The organism is Paenibacillus sp. VMFN-D1, assembly GCF_003386155.1.
Lineage (GTDB): Bacteria > Bacillota > Bacilli > Paenibacillales > Paenibacillaceae > Paenibacillus_AQ > Paenibacillus_AQ favisporus.
This window is the reverse complement of sequence record NZ_QRDU01000002.1, coordinates 970,226-990,094: the sequence shown is the minus strand read 5'-3', so window position 1 is coordinate 990,094 and position 19,869 is coordinate 970,226. Positions and strand designations below refer to the sequence as shown.

Sequence of the window (19,869 nt, the reverse complement as noted above, 5' to 3'; positions counted from 1 at the left end):
TTCCATATCACATCATACTAAACCTCTGGTTGCAAGACGGGTCTGTTCTTCTTGAAATATTGGTGCACCAGAAATTTCATGATCTCGCTCGGCTGCTCCTGGGAAAATTCGGCCTGATCAGCAAAGAGCATTCCATACGGCGCTTCCGGGGTATAAGGCTCCCATCGCGGCAGTTCCTCTCCCGTTGCATCGAGCCCGTTCGGATCACCGTTACGGATGAAGTTCGCCCAGTAATTGCACATCTGGCGGGCCAAATCGTAATGCTTGCCGACAAACGGCCGCCAGCATTTAGCCAGCGTTTCGAAGAAAAACCAGAGATCTACCGAGTGGAAGGTGCCCGGATCATCCCAGCCGGGGATCTCGGCATCAAAATTGTAATAGTACAATGGGGTACCGGAGCCGGTCTCGGCATTGGCCTGTGCGGCGATGCGGATCGCATATTCGATGCTGCTCACCGAGGCCTTCTGCCGGCTCTCCTCCACGTTGGCCGATGGTGCGCCACACAGCTTCAGGAACGCCTCTGCGTCGTCTCCGAACATGTCTTCGGCCAGCTGCTTGAATTCTTCAGGTGTATGGACATCCGGAACGCTGAAAAATTCGGAGGACGTGTGGCCAAACATGACCGGCACGTTCCAGCGCTTGTTCTCAAGGAACAATTCAAACGGGCTGCCTACGCTGAACACCTGATCGGCGACGGTGCCCCAGAATCCCTTGTATTGCACAGCCTTGTCGCGGAGAGTGACGGCATCCAGCTGCCGGGCTTCCGCAAGTGAAGATACGCCAAGGTATTCAAAAAATTTTACGCCATCCTGTTCGGCCTCAGCCAATTGATTTCGAAGCGGGGGCACGCGAGTCCCCGGATACAGCTTCGTATAGATTCCGCTTTGAATGATCGCTTTCTGAAAAAGCCCCTCATTCTGAGGCGAAGTCAGCTGGGTCATCACGCTGCCGCCGCCGGCGGACTGACCGCCGATCGTGATGTTGTCCGGGTCGCCGCCGAAAGCCGCGATATTACGCTTGACCCATCTGGTGGCCGCCTGCTGATCGAGATTGCCGAAGTTAGCCGGTGCTTCGGGCGCTTCCGCCGTAATTTCCGGATGGCATAAAAAACCGAACACATTGAGGCGATAATTGATCGTGACGACCACGATCCCTCTTCTGGCAATGCGTTCACCATCGAACTCCATTTCAGCCGTATGGCCGACCTGAAGACCTCCGCCAAAATACCATACATAGACCGGCAGCTTCTCATCGGTACGTTTGGCCGGTGTCCATACGTTCAGGTAGAGACAGTCCTCGTCCATGGCGATGTCCGGTTCCACGGCCCATTCCCGGGTATAGATATTGTTTTCGTCGATCTCCTGCCTTACCTGCATCGAGATCGGCGCGAATTCGTACGCCTTAAGCACGCCATCCCAGTCCTGGGCGGGCTGTGGGGCACGCCACCGGTTGTCGCCTACGGGCGGAGCGGCAAATGGGATTCCTTTAAAACTGGTGATTCGGGGGTCGGCTGCCGGCAGTCCCTGCACCAACCCGTTTTCAACTTGTACGATTCGAAGCATGTGTAACGTCTCCCTTCATTGTTGGAATTCACCGGCCTTCACAGCGGCTGCTCTCATTTGCCGGCCGAAGCCTCGGCACGCATTTGAACGATTTTTTGCGCTTTTGCCGTATCCGCAGCAAGTACGTCATTCCAGCCGAGACCGGCCACATCCGTTTTCATCTTTGCCCACAGCTGGTCAAACTCCGCCTGATCCTTCGCAAACACCATCTTCCAGGATGCATTTTTTACATAGTCCGAAATCTGGCTGCGTTTATTTTTAATATCCGACGAGTCGACGCCGAAGCTTGTATTGATATTCGGTACGATGTCGATCATCTTATTTTTCTGATAGTAGTCTGTTGCGTTCTTGGCGTTGTAGGTGTTCTGCCAGTCCGTGGTCAGGGCGGTCTTGTTCGCTTCTATAGTAGAACTCCAGTAATTGTTGTTATAGAATTCGCCGGTGTCCGGGTCCTTGACAAAATCGCTCATGATCATGCTGTTGATCTTGCTCTGTCCGTCCTGGTATCCGCCGCCTCCATATTGATCCGGTACGGGGGTGTTCTTCTGGAAAGCGGTTTGCCCTGTTTCGGTCAGCTTGAACTTGCCGTCATCCGTCTTTTCATAATTGAACCCTTCAAAGCCGTTCGTGTAGTAGCGCAAGCCCTCGGGAGAAACCGACCAATCCAGGAATTCCATGATCCTTTCGGGATTTTTGGCCTTTGAACCGATGGCAAAAACCCTGCCGTTGCCGTAATAGGCATCACTGGTCTGAATGATCCGGGAATCCGCGATCGGGACTGAAACATAGCCGTCGCCGTTTTTGCCCCTTTCAATGGAATTGTAGAACCCTCTTTGCCAGGAATACCATAAGAGGAGCACCTGTTTGTTGGTCAGTTTTTCGGAGACCTTGTTCCAATCCTGCGACGCGGAATCCGGATCGATCAGCCCCATCTGATTGGCCGTGAAATAAAATTGCAAAATCTTTTTGTACATACTGTTATCATCAATGAGCGGAACGATATCGCCTTTCGCATTTAGCTGTAAGGTTGAAGTTCCGTCAGGCTGCTCATAGCCGTACCAGTTGCTCAGCCAGCGTACATTCTCCATCCCTCCGCCATCCCAATCCTTCCACAGGGTGATCGGGACGATCGGTTTTCCGTCCGGAGTCTTGGGATACTTCTCCTGCATTTTTTTCAGTACATTCAGGAGGTCGGTCAAATTGTTCAGCTTGGGTGCCCCTACCCCCTTGTAGTAATCCCAAGGCAAAATAGGGCTTGAATAAGGTTGGTCTTCCGAGAAAGTCGTTGGCGAAGTATCGGCTGTAAACGTCGGTAGCGCATAAATTTTACCGTCCGGATTCACTTTGTCGAAAGCCTCGTTAAAGGGTTTGAAGTGATTATCCACATACTGGGACAAGTACTTGGTGTTCTTGACTCTATCCGTCAAGTCCATAATCAGACCTGCCGGAATGAGCTCTTCCAGCTGACTGTTATCGATGATCAGGAGATCCCCCAAATTTCCCGCTGCCGACCTCGTCTTGTATAACTGGTCGCCGGCAACCTGCGGGGCAAGAATGTTCAGCGTCAGATTAAACTTGTCTTTAAGCAGCTTGCCATACCATCCGGTCTGCTCGCCCTGGTAATTCGCCGCGTTATCGAACACCGTAATCGTCAGCGGCTTGCTGTGATCGATGGCTGTGTTATTCTCGGAAGTCTTTGCATCGGTACCCGACTCCTCATTGGATGCGCCTCCACAGCCGGCCAGCCCGACCGAGGCGATGAAGAGGCAAGCGAACAATAGCATGACCGATTTTTTTGCTGCTTTCCTGCTTTTACTCATTGGCCATCCTCCTAAATCCATTTTAATATCAAGTGAAAATCAACCTTTGACCGCCCCGATCATAATTCCCTTGACGAAAAACCTCTGGAAGATCGGGTAGATGAGCAATATGGGGGCAACGACAATAATGGTAACGGTCATGCGAATGGAAGTCGTGGTTTGCTCTGTGGCTAGACTGGCTATGGCCGTCGAACCGGCATTTTGCAGATTAACCATGGTCGATAATGAGCTCGCCTGATTGATATAGTTATAGAGAATAAATTGCAGCGTGTATAATTTGCTATCCGTAACGAGCAGCAGCGTATCCTGAAAAGAGTTCCACTGATCCACTGCAGTGAATATCGCGACCGTCGCCAATATGGGCTTGCTTATCGGCAATATGATCCTGAAGAAGATCATCATCGTTCCCGCTCCGTCGATGCTTGCCGCCTGCTGCAATTCCTTCGGCGTCGATTCCACGAAGGTCTTGACCAGAATGATGAAGAACGGGGCTACGATCGTCGGCAGAATGTATGCCAAAAAATTGTTGGTCAAATGCAGAGAGCGCATGGTGAGATACCACGGAATAATGCCGGCGTTAAAGAACATGGTGATCACGGTGAACCGGTACCAGAATCTTCTCCCCCACATATCCTCTTGGGAGAACATGAATCCCAAAAAGGCGGAGGCCCCTACCGTCAGCAGAGTTCCGATCACGGTTCTGCCCAGGGAGATCAAAGCCGCATTCCCCAGTCCCGGTATTTTAAAAACGTCCAAATAATTCTGGAAATGGATGTTCCGCGGATAAAAGACGACGTCCCCCCGGGCACTGATATCGTTTGCGCTTATCGTATTAATGATGATGGAGTAAAACGGATAGACGCACACGCAAGCAAACAGGGAAAAAAGGACATAGATCAATACAGTGATCATTTTGTCGGTCGGGCTTACCTGAACTGCTTTTCTCATACGATACTCTCTCCTCTTAACAATTTGGAGAATCCGTTTACCGAAAAGAGAAGGACAACACTAATCAAACTCTTCAGCATGCTGATCGCGACTGATACGGAGTAGCTGCCGCCCCCCATCGCCAGGTTATAAACATACAGGTCCAGAACTTGTATATTTTCTTTGTTGAATGCATTTTGGAATACGAAATATTGCTCCAAGCCATTATTCAGAAAGCCGGCGATCTGCAGCATCAGCAGAACAAAATACGTCGGGAGCATGCTCGGCAGGATGACGTTCCAAATCACCTGCATTCTCGTTGCCCCGTCGACATGGGCCGCCTCATAAAGGGAATCATCAATTCCCGTAATCGCCGCTATGTACAAGATCGCGGACCAGCCTAACGTTTTCCAGATCGTCCACAACCACATGGTGATCCAGACATGATCGGAGTTCTGAAGGAATAAAATCGGGGAATCGATCAGTCCCAGCTGCTTCAACAGACCGTTGACGATGCCTTCGCTGGAAAACATGGAAAACGCCAAAGAATATACCAGTACCCAGCTGATAAAATTCGGCAGGGTCGTTACCGTCTGCACAAACTTCCGAAACCGCACGGCCTTCATTTCGTTCAGGAATATGGCAAAAATCATGGGGAGCCAGGAGAACAGCAGCCCCAATCCGCTCATCCCGAACGTGTTCTTGATGACCTGGAGCAGCTGGTCGATCTTGACCTGGTTTTCGATCAAGGAACGAAACCACTGTAAGCCGACAAACGGAGATTTGGACAAAGGAATCGGCGGCGAGTAGTCGAAGAATGCATAGACCCATCCGTATAGCGGATAGTAGGCAAAGACAGCAAGCAAAAGCATGAACGGAAGTATGTAGAGGAATTTCCTGAAAGATATGCCTTTCGTGCTGTACTCTCGTATGCGCATCGTGTCACCTTCCCTAAAAATTCGTAGATTTGACGGGGGACTACAATATCCACTCCCAGCCAATTATTCGAAAACGCTTTCAATAATAAGCAAGAAACGCTCTGACCCCATCCATTTCTCCGATCACAAAGGCCTCATCTGTTTTTTCGGAACACCTCCATACATCTCTCGAGATATCATTGTATTTCTATATGACTTGCACTAAATTTAAAAAAATTGTAAATGACTCCCCTGATTTAAACAATGATCTATACCAACATCTAATTGATATATCATCACATCGGGCAGCCAGGCCGCACAGAGCTTTATAATTTCAATCATCTTAACAAAAAGGAAGCCTATCTATAAAAAGATAGACTTCCTCTCATCATGTCTGCATCAACAAAAGGGTTGTTATTCCGCTATAAGCCGGAACAAAGCGGCTCCATGCGGCGGAACGGCAGAAACCAATGCGCCGCCCAGTTCCCTGCGTTCCTCTCCGGTCCACAGATTTCGCGCATCCGCCGAGCCGGAAATGCCCAGCTCAGCCAGCGATACGGAAACTTCGGCAGCCTCCTCGCCGGTATTGAACAGCGCGGCGTAACGCTCGCCCTGAGGACCCTCAGCAGCCCATATCACTCGGCCTTCGCTCCGGCTCACCTGGCGGGCGCCGAAGCTGTGCTGATGCATGTCCAGGACGTCCCGGTTCGTCAGCAGCGATAACGTCCACTCGTCGTTGTCACGCATCTCCCCGCCGAACATGAGGGGCGAGCGGAAAATCGTCCACAGCGTCATCATCGTCAGCTGCTCATCACGCGTAAAGTTCGTCATCCGGTCGGGATGGCTGCACCGGACACCGATGCGGCCCAGCGGGAGCATGTCGCAATCCGGCCAGCAGCCGGGCTTCGGCCGTCCCTGCCAGGTCTCGCAGCGGTCGAACATATCAAGCAGCAGCGGCCAGCGGTCCCAGAAATCGTCGGTCATCCGCCACATGTTGGCATGTGCTTCAAGGAAATCGGCATGCTTCACAGGTGCGGGCCCGGGCGAAAGGCTCAGCACCATCGGCCGGCCGGCATGGTCGATCGCCTTGCGGATCAGCTCAATTTCCGCCAAATGCGGCCCTCCGTGCAGCCAAGAATCCGCAATGTCATCCACCTTGACGTAATCGACGCCCCATTCGGCGTACAGCTCAAACAAGGAATTATAGTATTCCTGAGCCCCTTTTTTGCCCGCGTCGACGCCGTACATGTCCGTGTTCCACCCGCAGAACGAGCAGGTATGAGCGATATCCCGGGCCGTAACGTTCATGCCCTTGATCGGCGTATTATCATGTACGGCCTGCCGTGGAATGCCGCGCATGATATGGATGCCGAATTTTAGTCCAAGGCTATGTACGTAATCCGCCAGCGGCTTGAAGCCCTGGCCTCCCTCCGCAGACGGAAAGCGGTTCACTGCTGGAATGAGGCGTGAGTAACCGTCGGTTTCCAGCCGGACGAAGGGCCTGTATAGGTCTGAGACCGCTCCCGGCTCGTACCACTGAATATCGACGACAACGTATTCCCAGCCGTAATCCTTTAAATGACGCGCCATATATTCGGCATTGCCCCGAACTTCCGCTTCCGTAACGGTTGCGCCGTAACAATCCCAACTGTTCCATCCCATAGGGGGTGTTGGTGCAAACGAATGATGCTGCATGACGTTCCTCCCGAATTGATTTCGTATAATAAAATTGCTTTTACGCCTCCTATATTACGTCCGGGAAGAACAACGTTTCCATAGTAATCTTTCTTCTATTACAGCAAAATATTGCGGTTTAATAGCCGGCTAATCAGAAAAACGTCTGTCGACGTTATAATCTTCAAAAAACATCCGGCTGAACGTCAGCTGCCCCTCTTCGGAGCGGAAGCCTCCAGGCGTCAGCCCGGTCATTTTGCGGAACACCTTAATCAGGTAACTGCCGCCGGAATATCCGACCTGCTCCGCGATCTGTTCAACGCTCATATCCGTCTGCCGGAGCAGCCGCATCGCTTGTTCAATGCGGACCCGGTTTAAATATTCGCTCGGCGTCTGGCCGACCGCAGCTGCAAACGTGCGCAGCAAATGGTATTTGGACCACCCGAGCCGGTCCGACAGCTGATCCAGGCTGATCATCGAGCGGTAATTCGCATCCATATACTCGGCGGCCTGGCGCACTTTCTCCGGCCAGTTCCGGCGCTCGTCATGCGGCGCTACCGCATACCGGCACAGCTCAGAAATGAAAGAGTATACACAGGAAGAGGCCGTGTACCGGTCGGTAATCCGACCGTGGCCCGCCTGATCCCAAATCTCCAGCAGCGCGCGGACAGGCCGGCTTGTGGGCGGCAAATAGGGAGCCTCTCCCAATCGCAGCTTTGCTTCCTCCCAATTCGGCAGGATGAGCGATGGGCGTATCAGAATAAACACGAAGGACCAGTGCGACCCGCCCGCCGGAAAATAGTAGCGGTGATCACCCGGGATCTCGGTCATAATCGCCCGTCCCTGATCGATCCGGTACGTCTCCGTCCCCGAATCAAACATACCCTCACCCTCCAGCGTATACTGGAACAGCAGCAGCGGACCATCCTTCCGCTCCTCCCCGTCCCATCGGTACGACGGATGCCTGATCTCGTCCCGCCCGACCGCAAACAATTCGCACAGCGCCAGGTGCGAAGGCGCCGTGAAACGAAAGCCGTATGTGCCTGTCTCCGTACCGGATGCCATGCGTTTCCCTCCTATTCAAGCATGATCTTTTATATGATAAGGCTTCATTATAACTATAATCCTTCACCGTTCATGCGCAAACTAAAAAGCCCGATCCTTTTCGGATTCAGGCTAAGTCTAATGCGTATGATGATCAATGATTCCTTCCTAAACAAATATCTCTGTAACCAGTCTTACAGCATCTTTAGTGATTATGAATGTATCGCAATTCAGAATATCATATACATTCAGCGAATCGGCTTCTGTGGTTTGCACACCCGGAATGTTATTTGCGCTTTTATAGATCATATGATCTTTTTCAGGTAGGACAATGAGCACTTTTCGATCGGCACCCAGAGCGTTCAGCATGGCAACGATGGTCTTTGTCCTGTAACTCGCTAAATGAATGCGGTCGACGACGATGAGCTCGTTATTTTGTACTTTAGCCGACAATGCCGATTTGATCGCCAGACGCTTGACCTTTTTATTCAGGCGGTAACCATAGTCGCGGGGTTTGGGGCCAAACGCAATCCCTCCATGCCGCCAGTGCGGCATACGAATCGAACCCGCTCTGGATCGGTCGATTTTATTTTGTTTATAAGGCTTTCGGCCTCCGCCCCTAACTTCGCCGCGGGTTAAGGTGGAGTGCGTCCCGCTGCGCTTATTCGCGAGATAATTGACCACCGCCTCATGTAAAACGGATTCGTTCGGGACAATGCCAAAGATGGATTGTTCGAGTTCCATTTCACCGGTTACTCTACCATCCATATCATATACAGAAATCTTCAACAACCTAACTACCTCCTGATGATCCTCTAGACGTATCGTGCATTATATGCGTAGGTACGATCAGCCTTAAGCAAGCATAAATAGCGATAATTAGTTGTTACCCGTTTGATTTATCATCTTACTTTTATGCTCACTTAAACTACAACCGAAATATTTACGATGGCATTCATGACTTTGACCCCCTCTTCCCTGCCTACATTTATACGTTAACAGATTGGATTTTCCTGATCTATATACCGAATGATGCTGTAGCATTTCGTAGCAACAACGTAAAAACCCCCCTGCAATTCACATCATGCTTTCCTTTAGCACGATTTGCTTGAGGGGGGGGAATCCACTTCTACTTCTAGTTCTACTTCTACTTCTGATAAATTATTTTTCTGATCGCATAGGTCGATAAATGGAACGATTCCGAAAGCTCCTCGACGGATGCTCCCAGTACATATGCCTTCAGTATTTCATGGTTTCTTTTATTGATCTCTTGTCGGGCGCCGGATAACTCTCCCCAGCTTCGATGTTGATTTTTTATAGCCGGTATATAGAGGTATTCCCCTTGTACAAATTCCTGTAATTTTTCAACCAATTCCTCCGGCAGGACAGCAGAGGCGTTAATGTATCTCACAGAGACTCACTCCTTGAAAAAATGGTTCAGGCAGCAAAATTTCAAAATCTCACTGTGATCCGTACAGCTGACCGCATGCTGCGTTGATATCGGAACCGAACTGGGTTCTGACGGTAACATGGACTCCTTTGGTCTTTAAGATTTTAAGGAACATGCTGATTCCGCTGTGATCCGATTCTTTATAACTTTGCGGGGTGGCCGTGGTGGCATTATAAGGGATGAGATTGACGTGATATAAATGTTCCCATGGTCCTCTTCCCCGCAGTAAATCAGCAACCGCTTCAGCGTGTTTGGCCGAGTCGTTGATTCCCCTCAAAAGGATATAAGCAATGTATACCTTTCGTTTCGTCGTTTGAATATGCTCATCAAGCACCTTCATCACTTCTTCCAGCGGAAAATGATGATTGATGGGCATGAGCTCGCTTCTCTGATCCGGAAATGGGGAGTGAAGAGAAAACGTTAGATTCATCTGCGGAAAATCCTTCATCAATTTCTTTACTCCAGGCAGTATGCCTATCGTAGACACCGTAATCCTCCGATGCCCCAGGCCGAAAAGCTCAGGATCCGTCAGCACATGCAAGGCATCAAACACATACGGATTTGCAAGGGCTTCGCCCATCCCCATAAAGGACACGCTGTCCAATGGGTAGCCGTTCAAGTGGAAATAAAGAAGCTGGTCCGTGATTTCATCCGCTGTGAGATTTCTCTTCAGCCCCAGCGTTCCCGTAGCGCAAAAGGAACAGCCAAATCCGCAGCCGCACTGGGATGAGATGCAATAGGATTCCCACCCGTTTTTATAACTTAACTTTACGGATTCGATATGCTCGTCGCCAGGGATGGCAAAAAGAATTTTGCTAACTTGCTTGGACTGCTGCACGATTTTGGGCGTAATGCTCAGCACAGGGTTGCCAATCTCCTTGATGAATTCGTTTCTTACGGCTTTTGGCAAGCTCGTCATTTCTTCGAAATGTCCGATTTTCTGCTTGAAAATAGCCTCTGTTATTTGCCTGTATCTATAATCCGGTTGTTTCAGGATGGATAGGATCTGGCGGATTTTTTCATATTTCGTGATGTGCTTCAACGTTAACGATCTCCTTTTACACGGAGACAACGCAAAAAAAGCACCAGCTTACCGGTGCTTTCTTGCGATACATTAACCAAGCTATACACAAACAAGCGACTATTTTAAAAACAAGTCACCTGCAATATTTATGCATAGAAGGATAAAGCTCCGGTATCCGATTTGTGATTTGGTGAACCTTGCCCAGCATTGCTCTCGAAGACAGGTTCACCTGATCATCTACAATCTCAGAAATCGTCATCGCTTTATCCCTCCCTGTTCATTTGATATGGATGAAACTATCATAAAATGCCACTCCACGTCAAGTGTTTGTCTGTCTTGCTGCCTTTGAAGAAAAGCGACGCGGGTTCAGGTAACGGACAAGCCCTGCTCATGATGCAGCATCGCTCGTTCGTTATTTATGCTAGTACCCTACGCTATCAGTCCATACCTCTTCCTTCCTTGATCATAGGATACATAGAACTTGATTAAAGGAGGACTTATGATGGCGGAACAAGTAAAGGTTAGCCCGCAGTTCAAAAGACTTTGTACCCAATTCGGAAAAATATTGGGAGGCGAATCGGAAATTGAAGCAGGTCCGGTTTGCTTTGTTACGCGGATGACGAATTTAAGAGAAACCATTCTGGGAAAAAGAACGCGTTCCCCTTTGGTTCAAATGCAAATGTTTTCCTTCGAATCTCTCGATAAGTCGGGCCGCGCGCTTTGTTTGGGTGAAACGGCCGTTCATCAAAATCAGGTGAATCGGTTGATGTCGAACCTCCGTAAACGCGGGATTAAAGTAACCGCAGTCCATAACCACTGGCTGAAAGAGCAGCCTCGCTTAATGTATATGCACTGGGAGTCTATTGACAATCCGGTTGCGTTCGCCAGAAAAACAAAAGAATCCATTAAATTCCTGGGCTAACACGGTTAAACGGGCAGGCTGTATTATATCATTTCATGGGAGGATGATTTCGGATGGCGCAAGTTAAAGTAAGTCCTCGCTTTAAAAAACTTTGTAACGAATTTTCAGCTATTTTAGGTGGAACCGAGCACGAAATTACGAAAGGTCCGGTTTGTTTTGTCTCCAGAAATCGGGTCATTAGAGCCTCGATTTTAGGAAGACGTACCACTTCTCCTTTGGTCCGCTATCAACTTTTCTCCTTCGAATCCCTGAACAGTTCAGGCAAGGCACTCTGTTTAGGCGAAACCGCTCTCTTCCAAAATCAAGTCAACCGCTTGCTGAGCAATCTCCGCAAAAACGGGATTAAAGTAACGGCCGTCCACAATCACTGGTTATTCGAGAATCCGCGCTTGATGTACGTTCACTGGGAGTCGATCGATGATCCCATTGCATTTGCCAGAAAAACCAAAGAATCCATTAAGTTTTTGGGCTGAGGAACAACAAGGAGCAAAGCGCTTCATGCACCGGCTGCACCGCATGTAGAAAAAGTCCCCGGGTTTTCGAGCTCGGGGACTTAGGCGTTACTTATGAATACGTTGGGGCCATTACTCTTCGTCGCCCTCGGACGGCTGTCTTCTGCCTTTTTTATCCGGGGAGACCAATTGCCTGGCAATCGTATAACCAATAAGGAAAGTAGCGGCGGATGTATTACCGTCCACCGTAAATGGAATGATGGAAGCATCGGCAACGATCAGATCCTCTACCCCATGCACATGGCCCGTTCGATCCACGACCCCTCCCTTTTTTAACGGAGCCATACGAAGGGAGCTTTGCTGGTGATGATTATGGCCGAAATTTTGTTTAATATACTCCTCCAATTGGGCGTCGTCCTCAATCATATCCAGTGTCGGTGAAACAAGCTGGTACGACGGATCGATGGATGCGAGTTCTGCGGCTATATTTTTTACATAGGTTCTAAAAATATTTTTAACGGCTTCCATGTCATCCGGATTGGCGAGAAATCCTTCATCCGCAAGCACGATTTTAAGCGGATCCTTGTTCTGGATCTTAATCGAGCCGCGGCTCTTGGGGCGCAAGTAAAGAACCGCTAAAGTTAACGTGCTGTCAGAACCAATGCCAATCAGTTGAACCGCCCGGCGATTGCTGTTTACACCCGTCGGATCAGGCAAAAAGGCTCCCCCTGTATAAAGTGCATCCGGGTCATTCGCAGGCAGGGCAGAATCGTTCGGATTCGTGGTGAACACCGCAGTGTTAAGCGTGTGATTTCTCAATCTCTTCCCTACGTTCGGGTTATTGAAAACCACTGGGATCCCAGCTTCTTTAAGTAGAGCAGCCGGGCCTATTCCGGACAGCATTAATAGCTGAGCGCTATTGATGCCCGCAGATATAATGACCTTTTTTTGGGCGTAAGCACGAAGGCGTCTTCCTTCTTTCAGGAATTCGACCCCTGTGGCGCGTTTCTTGTCAAAAAGCACGCGCAGAGCCGTTGAATTAAAGAGCACTTTTAGTTTCCTGCCGTCTACACCGCGGCCGGAAGGCGTCATGATGTCGGGTGAGAGAAATGCTCTGGAGGAACTTACTCTTCGGCCTTTGGGATTTTGATACAGCTGCCAGCGGGTAAATGGGCCCAGGGGAGTTTTAGGATCGTTATAATCAAGGATCTCGGGATAGCCTGTAGCCCTCTCAATAGCCGTCGTGAGCTTTTCCGCCATAGACGTAGGGTTTACCGGGGCCTGCCTGATATCGATCCGTCCATTGAATCCACGGGCGTTCAGATCATCGGTTTCTCCGTTATACTTCTCTAATTTCTTGAATCGGCGAATGGCCCGTCTAGGTGACCACAGCGGACCTAAGAGCTTTTCCCATTCCCTGAAAACGGCTGATGTAGGACGTACATACTGCTCACCGTTAATCGATGACCCTCCGCCTAAAAGGCGTCCCGTTGTCCATTCAAATGCCCGCTCATCCAGCTCCTCTTGCGGAACCCCTTCCCCCTGCCAAAAATATTGAGGAAAGAACTGTTCTTCCAATTCCAGTGCCAATGTAGAGTCCCTAATGGGGGTGTCTTTATCGTTGTTCCCACCGGCCTCCAGGACAAGAACCGATACTTCTTTATGATCACTTAATGTTTTGGCGATGACGGCGCCAGCAGGACCCGTTCCTACGATAATATAATCAAAGGTTAATTTCCGGCTCATCTAAGCTCTCCTTGTTATATGGTCTAATGTAAGGATATTACATTGACCTGTACCATGTTCCTGAGCGGAGTTATAGGAAAGCTCGAACCTCTATTTACTAAAAAAGACATCCGAACATATATATCTAAGTTTATCGAAATCAACATCTGGACTGGTATCTGGATCCCACTCTGAAGTTGTTGTGATGCTTCTTACTGAATACATACTATCAATATCAGCTTGATTCGCTAATGACTCTTCTTCCGAAGGGCATGATATTGGACTCGACGTGGGAATGCCGCTACTAGGAGCTGTTAGTAAATGTGCAGTTAGGACTACTCCGGTCTGAAAAAAAGAGTTCCATCTGGCGATTAGCCTTGTTCATCTAAAATAAAAACGAAGCGTTAAATACCGCTTCGTTTTTTTGTAAAACTTTTTCAATTAATGAAAAATAATGTAATAATCTTTTTCAATCTTTATGATTTTGAATAAAGCTTACGAGCACTTACTATACCCGCAGTTGCCGCAAGTTTTGCAGCCCTCGATATTGATCAGCGCCGCAGCCCCGCAGGACGGGCACAGGTCCACCGACGCCTTCGGCGCATCATGGCTGTGCGAGTGTGTGCCGCCATGGTCTGCCGTCTCCGGTGCCAGCGTAGCTGCCACGGGAGCAGGCTCTGGGTGTTCTTCGTCGATGCCGCTCTGCACATGCGCTTCCAGCGCCTTGGCGACCGCGTCGGCGATCGATTCCACGCGGTTGACGCCAAAGCCGATCGCGCCGGAACCGCCGATGCCCTTCAGGTGCTTGATCAGCAGCTCCACTTTGTGTCCATGGTCGCCGTAGCGGAGGAACAAGGAGCAGACGCGTCCCAGCGCTTCCGCCATGGCGAACACATCGGAGCCTGCCTTGCCCACGTTCAGGAAGATCTCGCTCGGAATGCCGTCGAGGTCGTTGATCGTAATGTATGCCATGCCGAACGGCGTATTGATCTTATAGGTTGCGCCGCGCAGCACCTGCGGCCGGCGCTTGTACTGCTTATCCACTACGGAGCTCTGGCTGCTAGCCACAGCAGCGGCAACCTGGGCACCCGCCTGCTCTGCGGCAGCCGGTACGGCAGCCTCGGCGGAGGCAGCTGTTTCCGCAACTGGAGCAGCCTTCGCTTCGCTCTTGTCTTCCTTCTTCTCCGTTTGCAGCACCTGCACGTCGCGGCTGCCGTCACGGTAGATTGTCACGCCTTTGCAGCCAAGGTCAAACGCCAGCTCATACAGCCGCTTCGTTTCTTCGACCGTGAAGTCGGCCGGGCAGTTCGCAGTCTTCGAGATGGAACTGTCCACCCAGCGCTGAATGGCCGCCTGGGCGCGGATATGGTCTTCCGCCGTCAGATCCATCGCCGTCACAAAGTAATCCGGCAGTTCTTCGCCCGGATGGGCGTCCAGCCAGTCCTGGGCAATCGGCACAAATTGTTCGTCGAAGCCGAGTCGGCTCTGACGGAAGTATTTAAACGCGAAGTATGGCTCGATGCCGGTCGACGTGCCGACCATCGTCCCCGTGCTGCCGGTCGGCGCCTGGGTAATGACGGTCACGTTGCGCATACCCTTCTCACGGATGGCCGTGCCGACTTCCGGGAACGCTTCGGTCATATTTTTCATAAATCCGCTCTGCAAATACGGATCCGCGTCAAACGCCAGGAACGAGCCTTTCTCTGCCGCAATGTCGGCCGATGCCAGGTACGCTTCGCGGGCGATAAACCCGTACAGCTTGTCGAGGAACTCAAGCGATTCCGGACTGCCGTACCGGATGTTCAGCTTGATCATCAGCTCCGCCAGACCCATAGAACCGAGGCCGATCCGGCGCTCCTTCTTCTGGTTTTTCTCGTTTTCTTCAAAGTGGTACGGCGTCGTGTCGATGACGTTATCCAGGAAACGCACGGAGTAACGCGTCACCGTCGCCAGTTCGTCCCAATCCACATCATGCTTCTCTTCATCATAGAATTTGGAGAGATTCATCGCTGACAGGTTGCAGACGCCCCATGCCGGAAGCCCCTGCTCGCCGCACGGATTCGTGCAGATGATCGGGTTGAAGTACCAGCTGTTGGACATCTGGTTGTAGTATTCCATAAAGACGACGCCCGGCTCGGCCGATTTCCACGCCGATTCGATAATCGTATGCCAGATTTCGCTCGCCTTCACCGTCCGGTACGGAATGACGGCATGGCCGCCCTGCTTCCATTTCTCAAGGTCGCCGTCCCACAGCTCGTCGTAATCCGGATCCGTCGTATCCGGGAATACCAGCTCCCAGTCCAGATCCTCCTTGACCGCCTTCATGAAATCATTGCTGACACAGACGGAAAGGTTGGCGTTCGTCACTTGTCCCATCGTCTGCTTGACCGTAATAAAGTCGAGAACGTCCGGGTGCCAGTCGTTGATCATGAGCATCAGCGCGCCGCGCCGGCTGCCGCCCTGTTCAATCAGGCCGGTCGTGTAGCTGAACAGTCCGCCCCAGGATACCGCACCGCTCGAGGATCCGTTCACGCCCTTGACCACGGCTCTGCGCGGACGGAGCGAGGACAGATTGATGCCGACACCGCCGCCCCGCGCCATAATTTCGGTCATCTCGGACAGCGTCGCCATGATACCGCCGCGGCTGTCCTTCGGCGAAGGAATGACGTAACAGTTAAACAGCGTCAGCTCGTCACTGGCACCCGCTCCGGCGGCGATCCGCCCGCCCGGAACGAGCTTCCAGTCTTCCAGAATGTAGCGGAACTTCTCTTTCCACTCGGCCTGCAGCTCCGGCGTCGGCTCCGCCGATGCCATGGCTCCGGCCAGCCGGTCCCACATTTCCTCCGGCGTCTTCTCGATATTCAGCGTCAGCTTCTCAACGTCCGTCTCCACCAGCTCGCCGCGGCGTGTTTTTACCGTCGCCCGTTTCCCCTCGCGCGATACGATCTCGCCGACTTCCTTTGTCGGAAACTTCGGATCATCCTTGGTCAGTACAAGTACAACGTCCCCTACTTTGGCGTGATTCGGGTCCGGGTCCTTCCAAGCATACCGGTCCAAAAAGATTTTTTCGCTTAACCCCTCAAGCTTCTGTTTGCTCTGAACTTGATTCACTGTTACATTCTCCTCCCATGACTGTTCTGCCGAACGTATCGGCTCCGGTTCCGATCAGCGGATGGTGTCGGTCTGCCGACTGCGCTAAAAGTGCCGGTTCACTTCCAGGAAAAAGGCCTGTATGTAGCCGGGTTCCTTCCATTCAATAAACGAAATAACCCCATTTAAAACGCAAATCCGCTCGTCATGTACCATATATTGTGTTCATTGATGATTATACTATACCACATATTGTTACTCCACGCTTTAATCCTGAAATTTAGACCATGAAAGCTCTTCACTCTGGGACAACCTTTGCTTTTCTCCGCCAATCTCACTTTTTTGCTTCGGTTCCTTTGAAAAAAATTGTGAAAATCAGCGGATGCCTTCATCCATACGGAGGTTATGAACTCTCCGGTTTACGTGCATACTACTGTTACGCGAGATTACGAACCTATGAAGGAGGTACAAGGCTTGAAAACTTCTCATCTCGGTAGCGGGGCGCAGGCCGGGGACCTTCCCGTTCCCCTGAATATTGACCGCAGCTGGCTGGATAACCTGGAATCCCGCCTGGATAAAGGCGGCCCCTGGGGTGACTTCCGGCTGTTTCAGCTGGCCGTTCAGGGCGAAGAGGCGCGGCTTGTGACGAGCTTTGACGAGCTGCAGTGTGTGAAGCATTTGCAGGACCTGTCCCCCCTTCCCCATCAGATCGACACGGCGCGGAGGGTGCTGTTTGAGATGTCCGGCAGAGCTATTCTGGCCGATGAGGTTGGACTGGGCAAGACGATCGAAGCAGGACTCATTTTAAAAGAATACATGGTCCGCGGGCTGGTATCCAAAGTGCTAATTCTGGTGCCCGCCTCCCTGGTGCTTCAGTGGGTACGCGAGCTGAACAGCAAATTCGGCATCCCGGCAGTCGCGCAGAAAAAGGCTTATTCCTGGCATTCCGACGTCGTCGTCGCCTCCATGGACACCGCCAAGCGCGAGCCCCACAAGGACATGCTGATGGAGCAGGAATACGACATGCTCATTATCGACGAGGCGCACAAGCTGAAGAACAAGAAAACGACGAACTATCAATTTATCCAGAAGCTGCGGAAAAAGTACTGCCTGCTGCTGACCGCGACGCCCGTTCAAAACGATATGAGCGAGCTCTTCAACCTCATTACGCTGCTGAAGCCCGGCCAGCTCGGGCGGCAGGGGGATTTTGCGGCCAACTTCGTCGTCGGCAAACGGCAGGCCAAGAACGAGGACCAGCTCCGGGACGAGCTGGCGAAAGTGATGATCCGCAACCGGCGCGGCGAAGGCCCTGTGCAGTTCACCAAGCGGACGGTACGCAACGTCAGCCTGCAGCTCTCTCCTGAGGAGCAGGCGCTGTACGACGGTGTGACTTCTTTCGTCAAGAACCAGTACAAAGCGTCCGGGGGCAACCTCAGCAGCATGCTGTCCCTGGTCACGCTGCAGCGCGAGGTGTGCAGCAGCCGGGACGCGGTGTTCCTGACCCTCGTGAACCTGTCCAAGAAGATTCCGGACGACTCCCCGCTCACCGCCGAGGTGTGGGAGCTGGTGAACGCAATCCGGAACATCAAAGCGAACACGAAGGCCGAGAAGACGATCGAGCTGATCAAGGACATGAACGAAAAGGTCATCGTGTTTACGGAATACCGGGCGACGCAGGAATACCTGCTGCAGTATTTCCAAAAACACGGCTTGTCCTGTGTACCGTACCGCGGCGGAATGAACCGGGGCAAAAAGGACTGGATGATGGACCTGTTCCGCGGCCGGGCCCAGGTCATGATCGCCACCGAAGCTGGCGGCGAGGGCATCAACCTGCAGTTCTGCCACCATATGATCAATTTTGACCTGCCGTGGAACCCGATGCGGGTAGAGCAGCGGATCGGCCGCGTCCACCGGCTCGGGCAGCAGAACGACGTGAAAATCTACAACCTGTCCACCACCGGAACGATCGAGGAGCATATCCTGAACCTGCTGCACGAAAAAATCAACATGTTCGAGACGGTCATCGGCGGCCTGGATGTCATTCTGGAGCGTTTCGAGAAAAAGGAATCGTTCGAGAAAAGCCTGTACAAGCTGTTCCTCGAGTCGGAGTCGGATGAGGAAATCCGCAACAAGGTCAGCTCGCTCGGGCAGTCGCTTGACCAGATCAAGCGCGAGATCGAATACGAAGATGCGGAAACCGTCATTGAGGAGGAAGCTTGATGAGCCTGTCCCCGCAGGAAGTTCAGAAGCAAGTGCTAACCTATTTGGAAACGACCGAATGCAGCATTATCGAGAAGTCTCCTTATCACGTGACCGTCAAGCTGTCACCGCAGGCGGACAAACAGCTGACCAACCGCCCCTACTACTGGGGCTTTATTGAGCGGACGGGGGCGGAGCCGGAGACTCTCTCCTACACCTTCGTCTTTGACCCGGAACAATATAACGAACAGGCAGCCAAAACCCCGCCGCCTTCGGCGCAGCCTCAGCCGCAGGACAGCATTCTGTCCAGGTATTTCGGGGTGAATCCGGCAGGACCGCGGATCGGCCCGGGGCGGATTCCCCGTGAAGACGTCACATACGGCAGCAGCCGGCTGCAGCAAATTTGGTCCGTTGCCCGGCAGGAGGGCTCCTGTGTGTACCTGTTCGAGCAGCCGGGCCCTTTGCAGCGGGAGACGCTGTTCTCCGCCCCCTACGAGCCGTGGCTGGGCGTCTGCTTCAAGGTCGAGATGACCTGCGACGTGAAGAAAGAAGCGCTCCACTTCATCGGCATCTCGCTGGTGACGGGGCAGATCGACCAACAGTTTGCCCGGCGTTTGGATAAGCTTCAACTCGGGCCGCGGCTGCCCGAAAATATCCATATCCAGCCGGGAAGCCTCTCGCTCGCAGGCGCGGCCAATCTGCTGGAGAAGCATATGAAGGATCAACTGGCGGGCGAGGATTACAGCTGGGCGGAAGCCGCCAGGGAGCGCCTTAGGGATGAGCTTGCGGTGATCGACATGTATTACGAAGACCTGCTGAAGGAAACCGAGGAGGAGAAGCTTACGGCCATCCGGGAGCAATACGACAACCGGCGCAGCGAAATGACATGGCAGTATGAACCCAAGGTGAACCTGTCCGCCATAACCTGCGGTCTGTTTCACTTAAGATCCATCCGTTCATGAGCATTTGACCTCCCTCGCTAAAAGAAGGCAAAAAAAGACCCGTGCCCGCGCCCCAAAGCCCGACACCTTGCAACAGCCTTTTTACGGCTTGTCCGATACAA

The 19,869-nt window shown here is 51.8% G+C and carries 15 protein-coding genes; 4 read left to right on the top strand and 11 right to left on the bottom strand.

All coding sequences use genetic code 11. From position 1 onward, the window contains the following. Positions 1–17: 17 nt before the first annotated feature. The 9 genes from C7820_RS20075 to C7820_RS20035 form a co-directional block, all read right to left on the bottom strand. Positions 18–1,562: a carboxylesterase/lipase family protein gene (locus C7820_RS20075; protein ID WP_116232491.1), complete on the bottom strand. Its 1,545-nt coding sequence runs from the start codon at positions 1,560–1,562 to the stop codon at positions 18–20. Positions 1,563–1,615: 53 nt separating this feature from the next. Next, positions 1,616–3,382 (bottom strand): type 2 periplasmic-binding domain-containing protein, encoded by a 1,767-nt coding sequence (locus C7820_RS20070; RefSeq protein ID WP_116232490.1) that lies wholly within the window; start codon positions 3,380–3,382, stop codon positions 1,616–1,618. Positions 3,383–3,421: 39 nt separating this feature from the next. Beyond that, positions 3,422–4,330, bottom strand: coding sequence for a carbohydrate ABC transporter permease (locus tag C7820_RS20065; protein WP_105443991.1), 909 nt, complete (start codon positions 4,328–4,330; stop codon positions 3,422–3,424). Then, a complete protein-coding gene (locus C7820_RS20060; RefSeq protein WP_116232489.1) occupies positions 4,327–5,247 on the bottom strand; it encodes an ABC transporter permease subunit in 921 nt (306 codons plus the stop codon). Before C7820_RS20060 ends, C7820_RS20065 begins: the two co-directional genes overlap by 4 nt. 393 nt (positions 5,248–5,640) lie before the next feature. Continuing rightward, positions 5,641–6,921, bottom strand: coding sequence for a glycoside hydrolase family 27 protein (locus C7820_RS20055; protein WP_116232488.1), 1,281 nt, complete (start codon positions 6,919–6,921; stop codon positions 5,641–5,643). Between the two features lie 129 nt (positions 6,922–7,050). Next, entirely contained in the window at positions 7,051–7,965 is a 915-nt protein-coding gene (locus C7820_RS20050; RefSeq protein WP_116232487.1) for an AraC family transcriptional regulator, read from the bottom strand. A 147-nt stretch (positions 7,966–8,112) separates the two neighbouring features. After that, positions 8,113–8,736, bottom strand: coding sequence for a 50S ribosomal protein L4 (gene rplD, locus C7820_RS20045; protein ID WP_116232486.1), 624 nt, complete (start codon positions 8,734–8,736; stop codon positions 8,113–8,115). A gap of 355 nt (positions 8,737–9,091) precedes the next feature. Then, a complete protein-coding gene (locus tag C7820_RS20040) occupies positions 9,092–9,355 on the bottom strand; it encodes a CD3324 family protein (protein WP_116232485.1) in 264 nt (87 codons plus the stop codon). Between the two features lie 49 nt (positions 9,356–9,404). After that, positions 9,405–10,436, bottom strand: a complete 1,032-nt coding sequence (locus C7820_RS20035) for a Cfr family 23S rRNA (adenine(2503)-C(8))-methyltransferase (protein ID WP_116232484.1) — start codon at positions 10,434–10,436, stop codon at positions 9,405–9,407. A gap of 484 nt (positions 10,437–10,920) precedes the next feature. Between C7820_RS20035 and C7820_RS20030 the strand changes: the two genes are divergently transcribed. Both C7820_RS20030 and C7820_RS20025 read left to right on the top strand, forming a co-directional pair. Then, complete coding sequence (locus C7820_RS20030; RefSeq protein WP_076169217.1) at positions 10,921–11,340, top strand: DUF1259 domain-containing protein; 420 nt, start codon at positions 10,921–10,923, stop codon at positions 11,338–11,340. 53 nt (positions 11,341–11,393) lie between these two features. Further along, positions 11,394–11,813 carry a DUF1259 domain-containing protein gene (locus C7820_RS20025; protein WP_116232483.1) on the top strand — a complete coding sequence of 140 codons (420 nt, stop codon included), beginning with the start codon at positions 11,394–11,396 and terminating at the stop codon, positions 11,811–11,813. Between the two features lie 111 nt (positions 11,814–11,924). On the opposite strand, the gene C7820_RS20020 is transcribed toward C7820_RS20025, so the two are convergent. Both C7820_RS20020 and C7820_RS20015 read right to left on the bottom strand, forming a co-directional pair. Continuing rightward, complete coding sequence (locus C7820_RS20020) at positions 11,925–13,538, bottom strand: GMC family oxidoreductase (protein ID WP_116232482.1); 1,614 nt, start codon at positions 13,536–13,538, stop codon at positions 11,925–11,927. A gap of 474 nt (positions 13,539–14,012) precedes the next feature. Then, on the bottom strand, positions 14,013–16,628 hold the full coding sequence (locus C7820_RS20015; protein ID WP_116232481.1) for an adenosylcobalamin-dependent ribonucleoside-diphosphate reductase: 2,616 nt from the start codon (positions 16,626–16,628) through the stop codon (positions 14,013–14,015). A 453-nt stretch (positions 16,629–17,081) separates the two neighbouring features. Here C7820_RS20015 and C7820_RS20010 point away from each other — a divergent pair, with 453 nt between their 5' ends. After that, positions 17,082–18,827 (top strand): DEAD/DEAH box helicase, encoded by a 1,746-nt coding sequence (locus C7820_RS20010; RefSeq protein WP_397334192.1) that lies wholly within the window; start codon positions 17,082–17,084, stop codon positions 18,825–18,827. Then, positions 18,827–19,768 carry a YqhG family protein gene (locus C7820_RS20005; protein ID WP_116232479.1) on the top strand — a complete coding sequence of 314 codons (942 nt, stop codon included), beginning with the start codon at positions 18,827–18,829 and terminating at the stop codon, positions 19,766–19,768. The genes C7820_RS20010 and C7820_RS20005 overlap by 1 nt, the downstream gene beginning before the upstream one ends. Positions 19,769–19,869 lie beyond the last annotated feature (101 nt).

Excerpts from the sequence above, each read along its gene's own strand:
- C7820_RS20075 (WP_116232491.1), bottom strand. The coding sequence starts at position 1,562 with ATGCTTCGAATCGTACAAGTTGAAAACGGGTTGGTGCAGGGACTGCCG.
- C7820_RS20070 (WP_116232490.1), bottom strand. The coding sequence starts at position 3,382 with ATGAGTAAAAGCAGGAAAGCAGCAAAAAAATCGGTCATGCTATTGTTC.
- C7820_RS20065 (WP_105443991.1), bottom strand. The coding sequence starts at position 4,330 with ATGAGAAAAGCAGTTCAGGTAAGCCCGACCGACAAAATGATCACTGTA.
- C7820_RS20060 (WP_116232489.1), bottom strand. The coding sequence starts at position 5,247 with ATGCGCATACGAGAGTACAGCACGAAAGGCATATCTTTCAGGAAATTC.
- C7820_RS20055 (WP_116232488.1), bottom strand. The coding sequence starts at position 6,921 with ATGCAGCATCATTCGTTTGCACCAACACCCCCTATGGGATGGAACAGT.
- C7820_RS20050 (WP_116232487.1), bottom strand. The coding sequence starts at position 7,965 with ATGGCATCCGGTACGGAGACAGGCACATACGGCTTTCGTTTCACGGCG.
- C7820_RS20030 (WP_076169217.1), top strand. The coding sequence starts at position 10,921 with ATGGCGGAACAAGTAAAGGTTAGCCCGCAGTTCAAAAGACTTTGTACC.
- C7820_RS20025 (WP_116232483.1), top strand. The coding sequence starts at position 11,394 with ATGGCGCAAGTTAAAGTAAGTCCTCGCTTTAAAAAACTTTGTAACGAA.
- C7820_RS20020 (WP_116232482.1), bottom strand. The coding sequence starts at position 13,538 with ATGAGCCGGAAATTAACCTTTGATTATATTATCGTAGGAACGGGTCCT.
- C7820_RS20005 (WP_116232479.1), top strand. The coding sequence starts at position 18,827 with ATGAGCCTGTCCCCGCAGGAAGTTCAGAAGCAAGTGCTAACCTATTTG.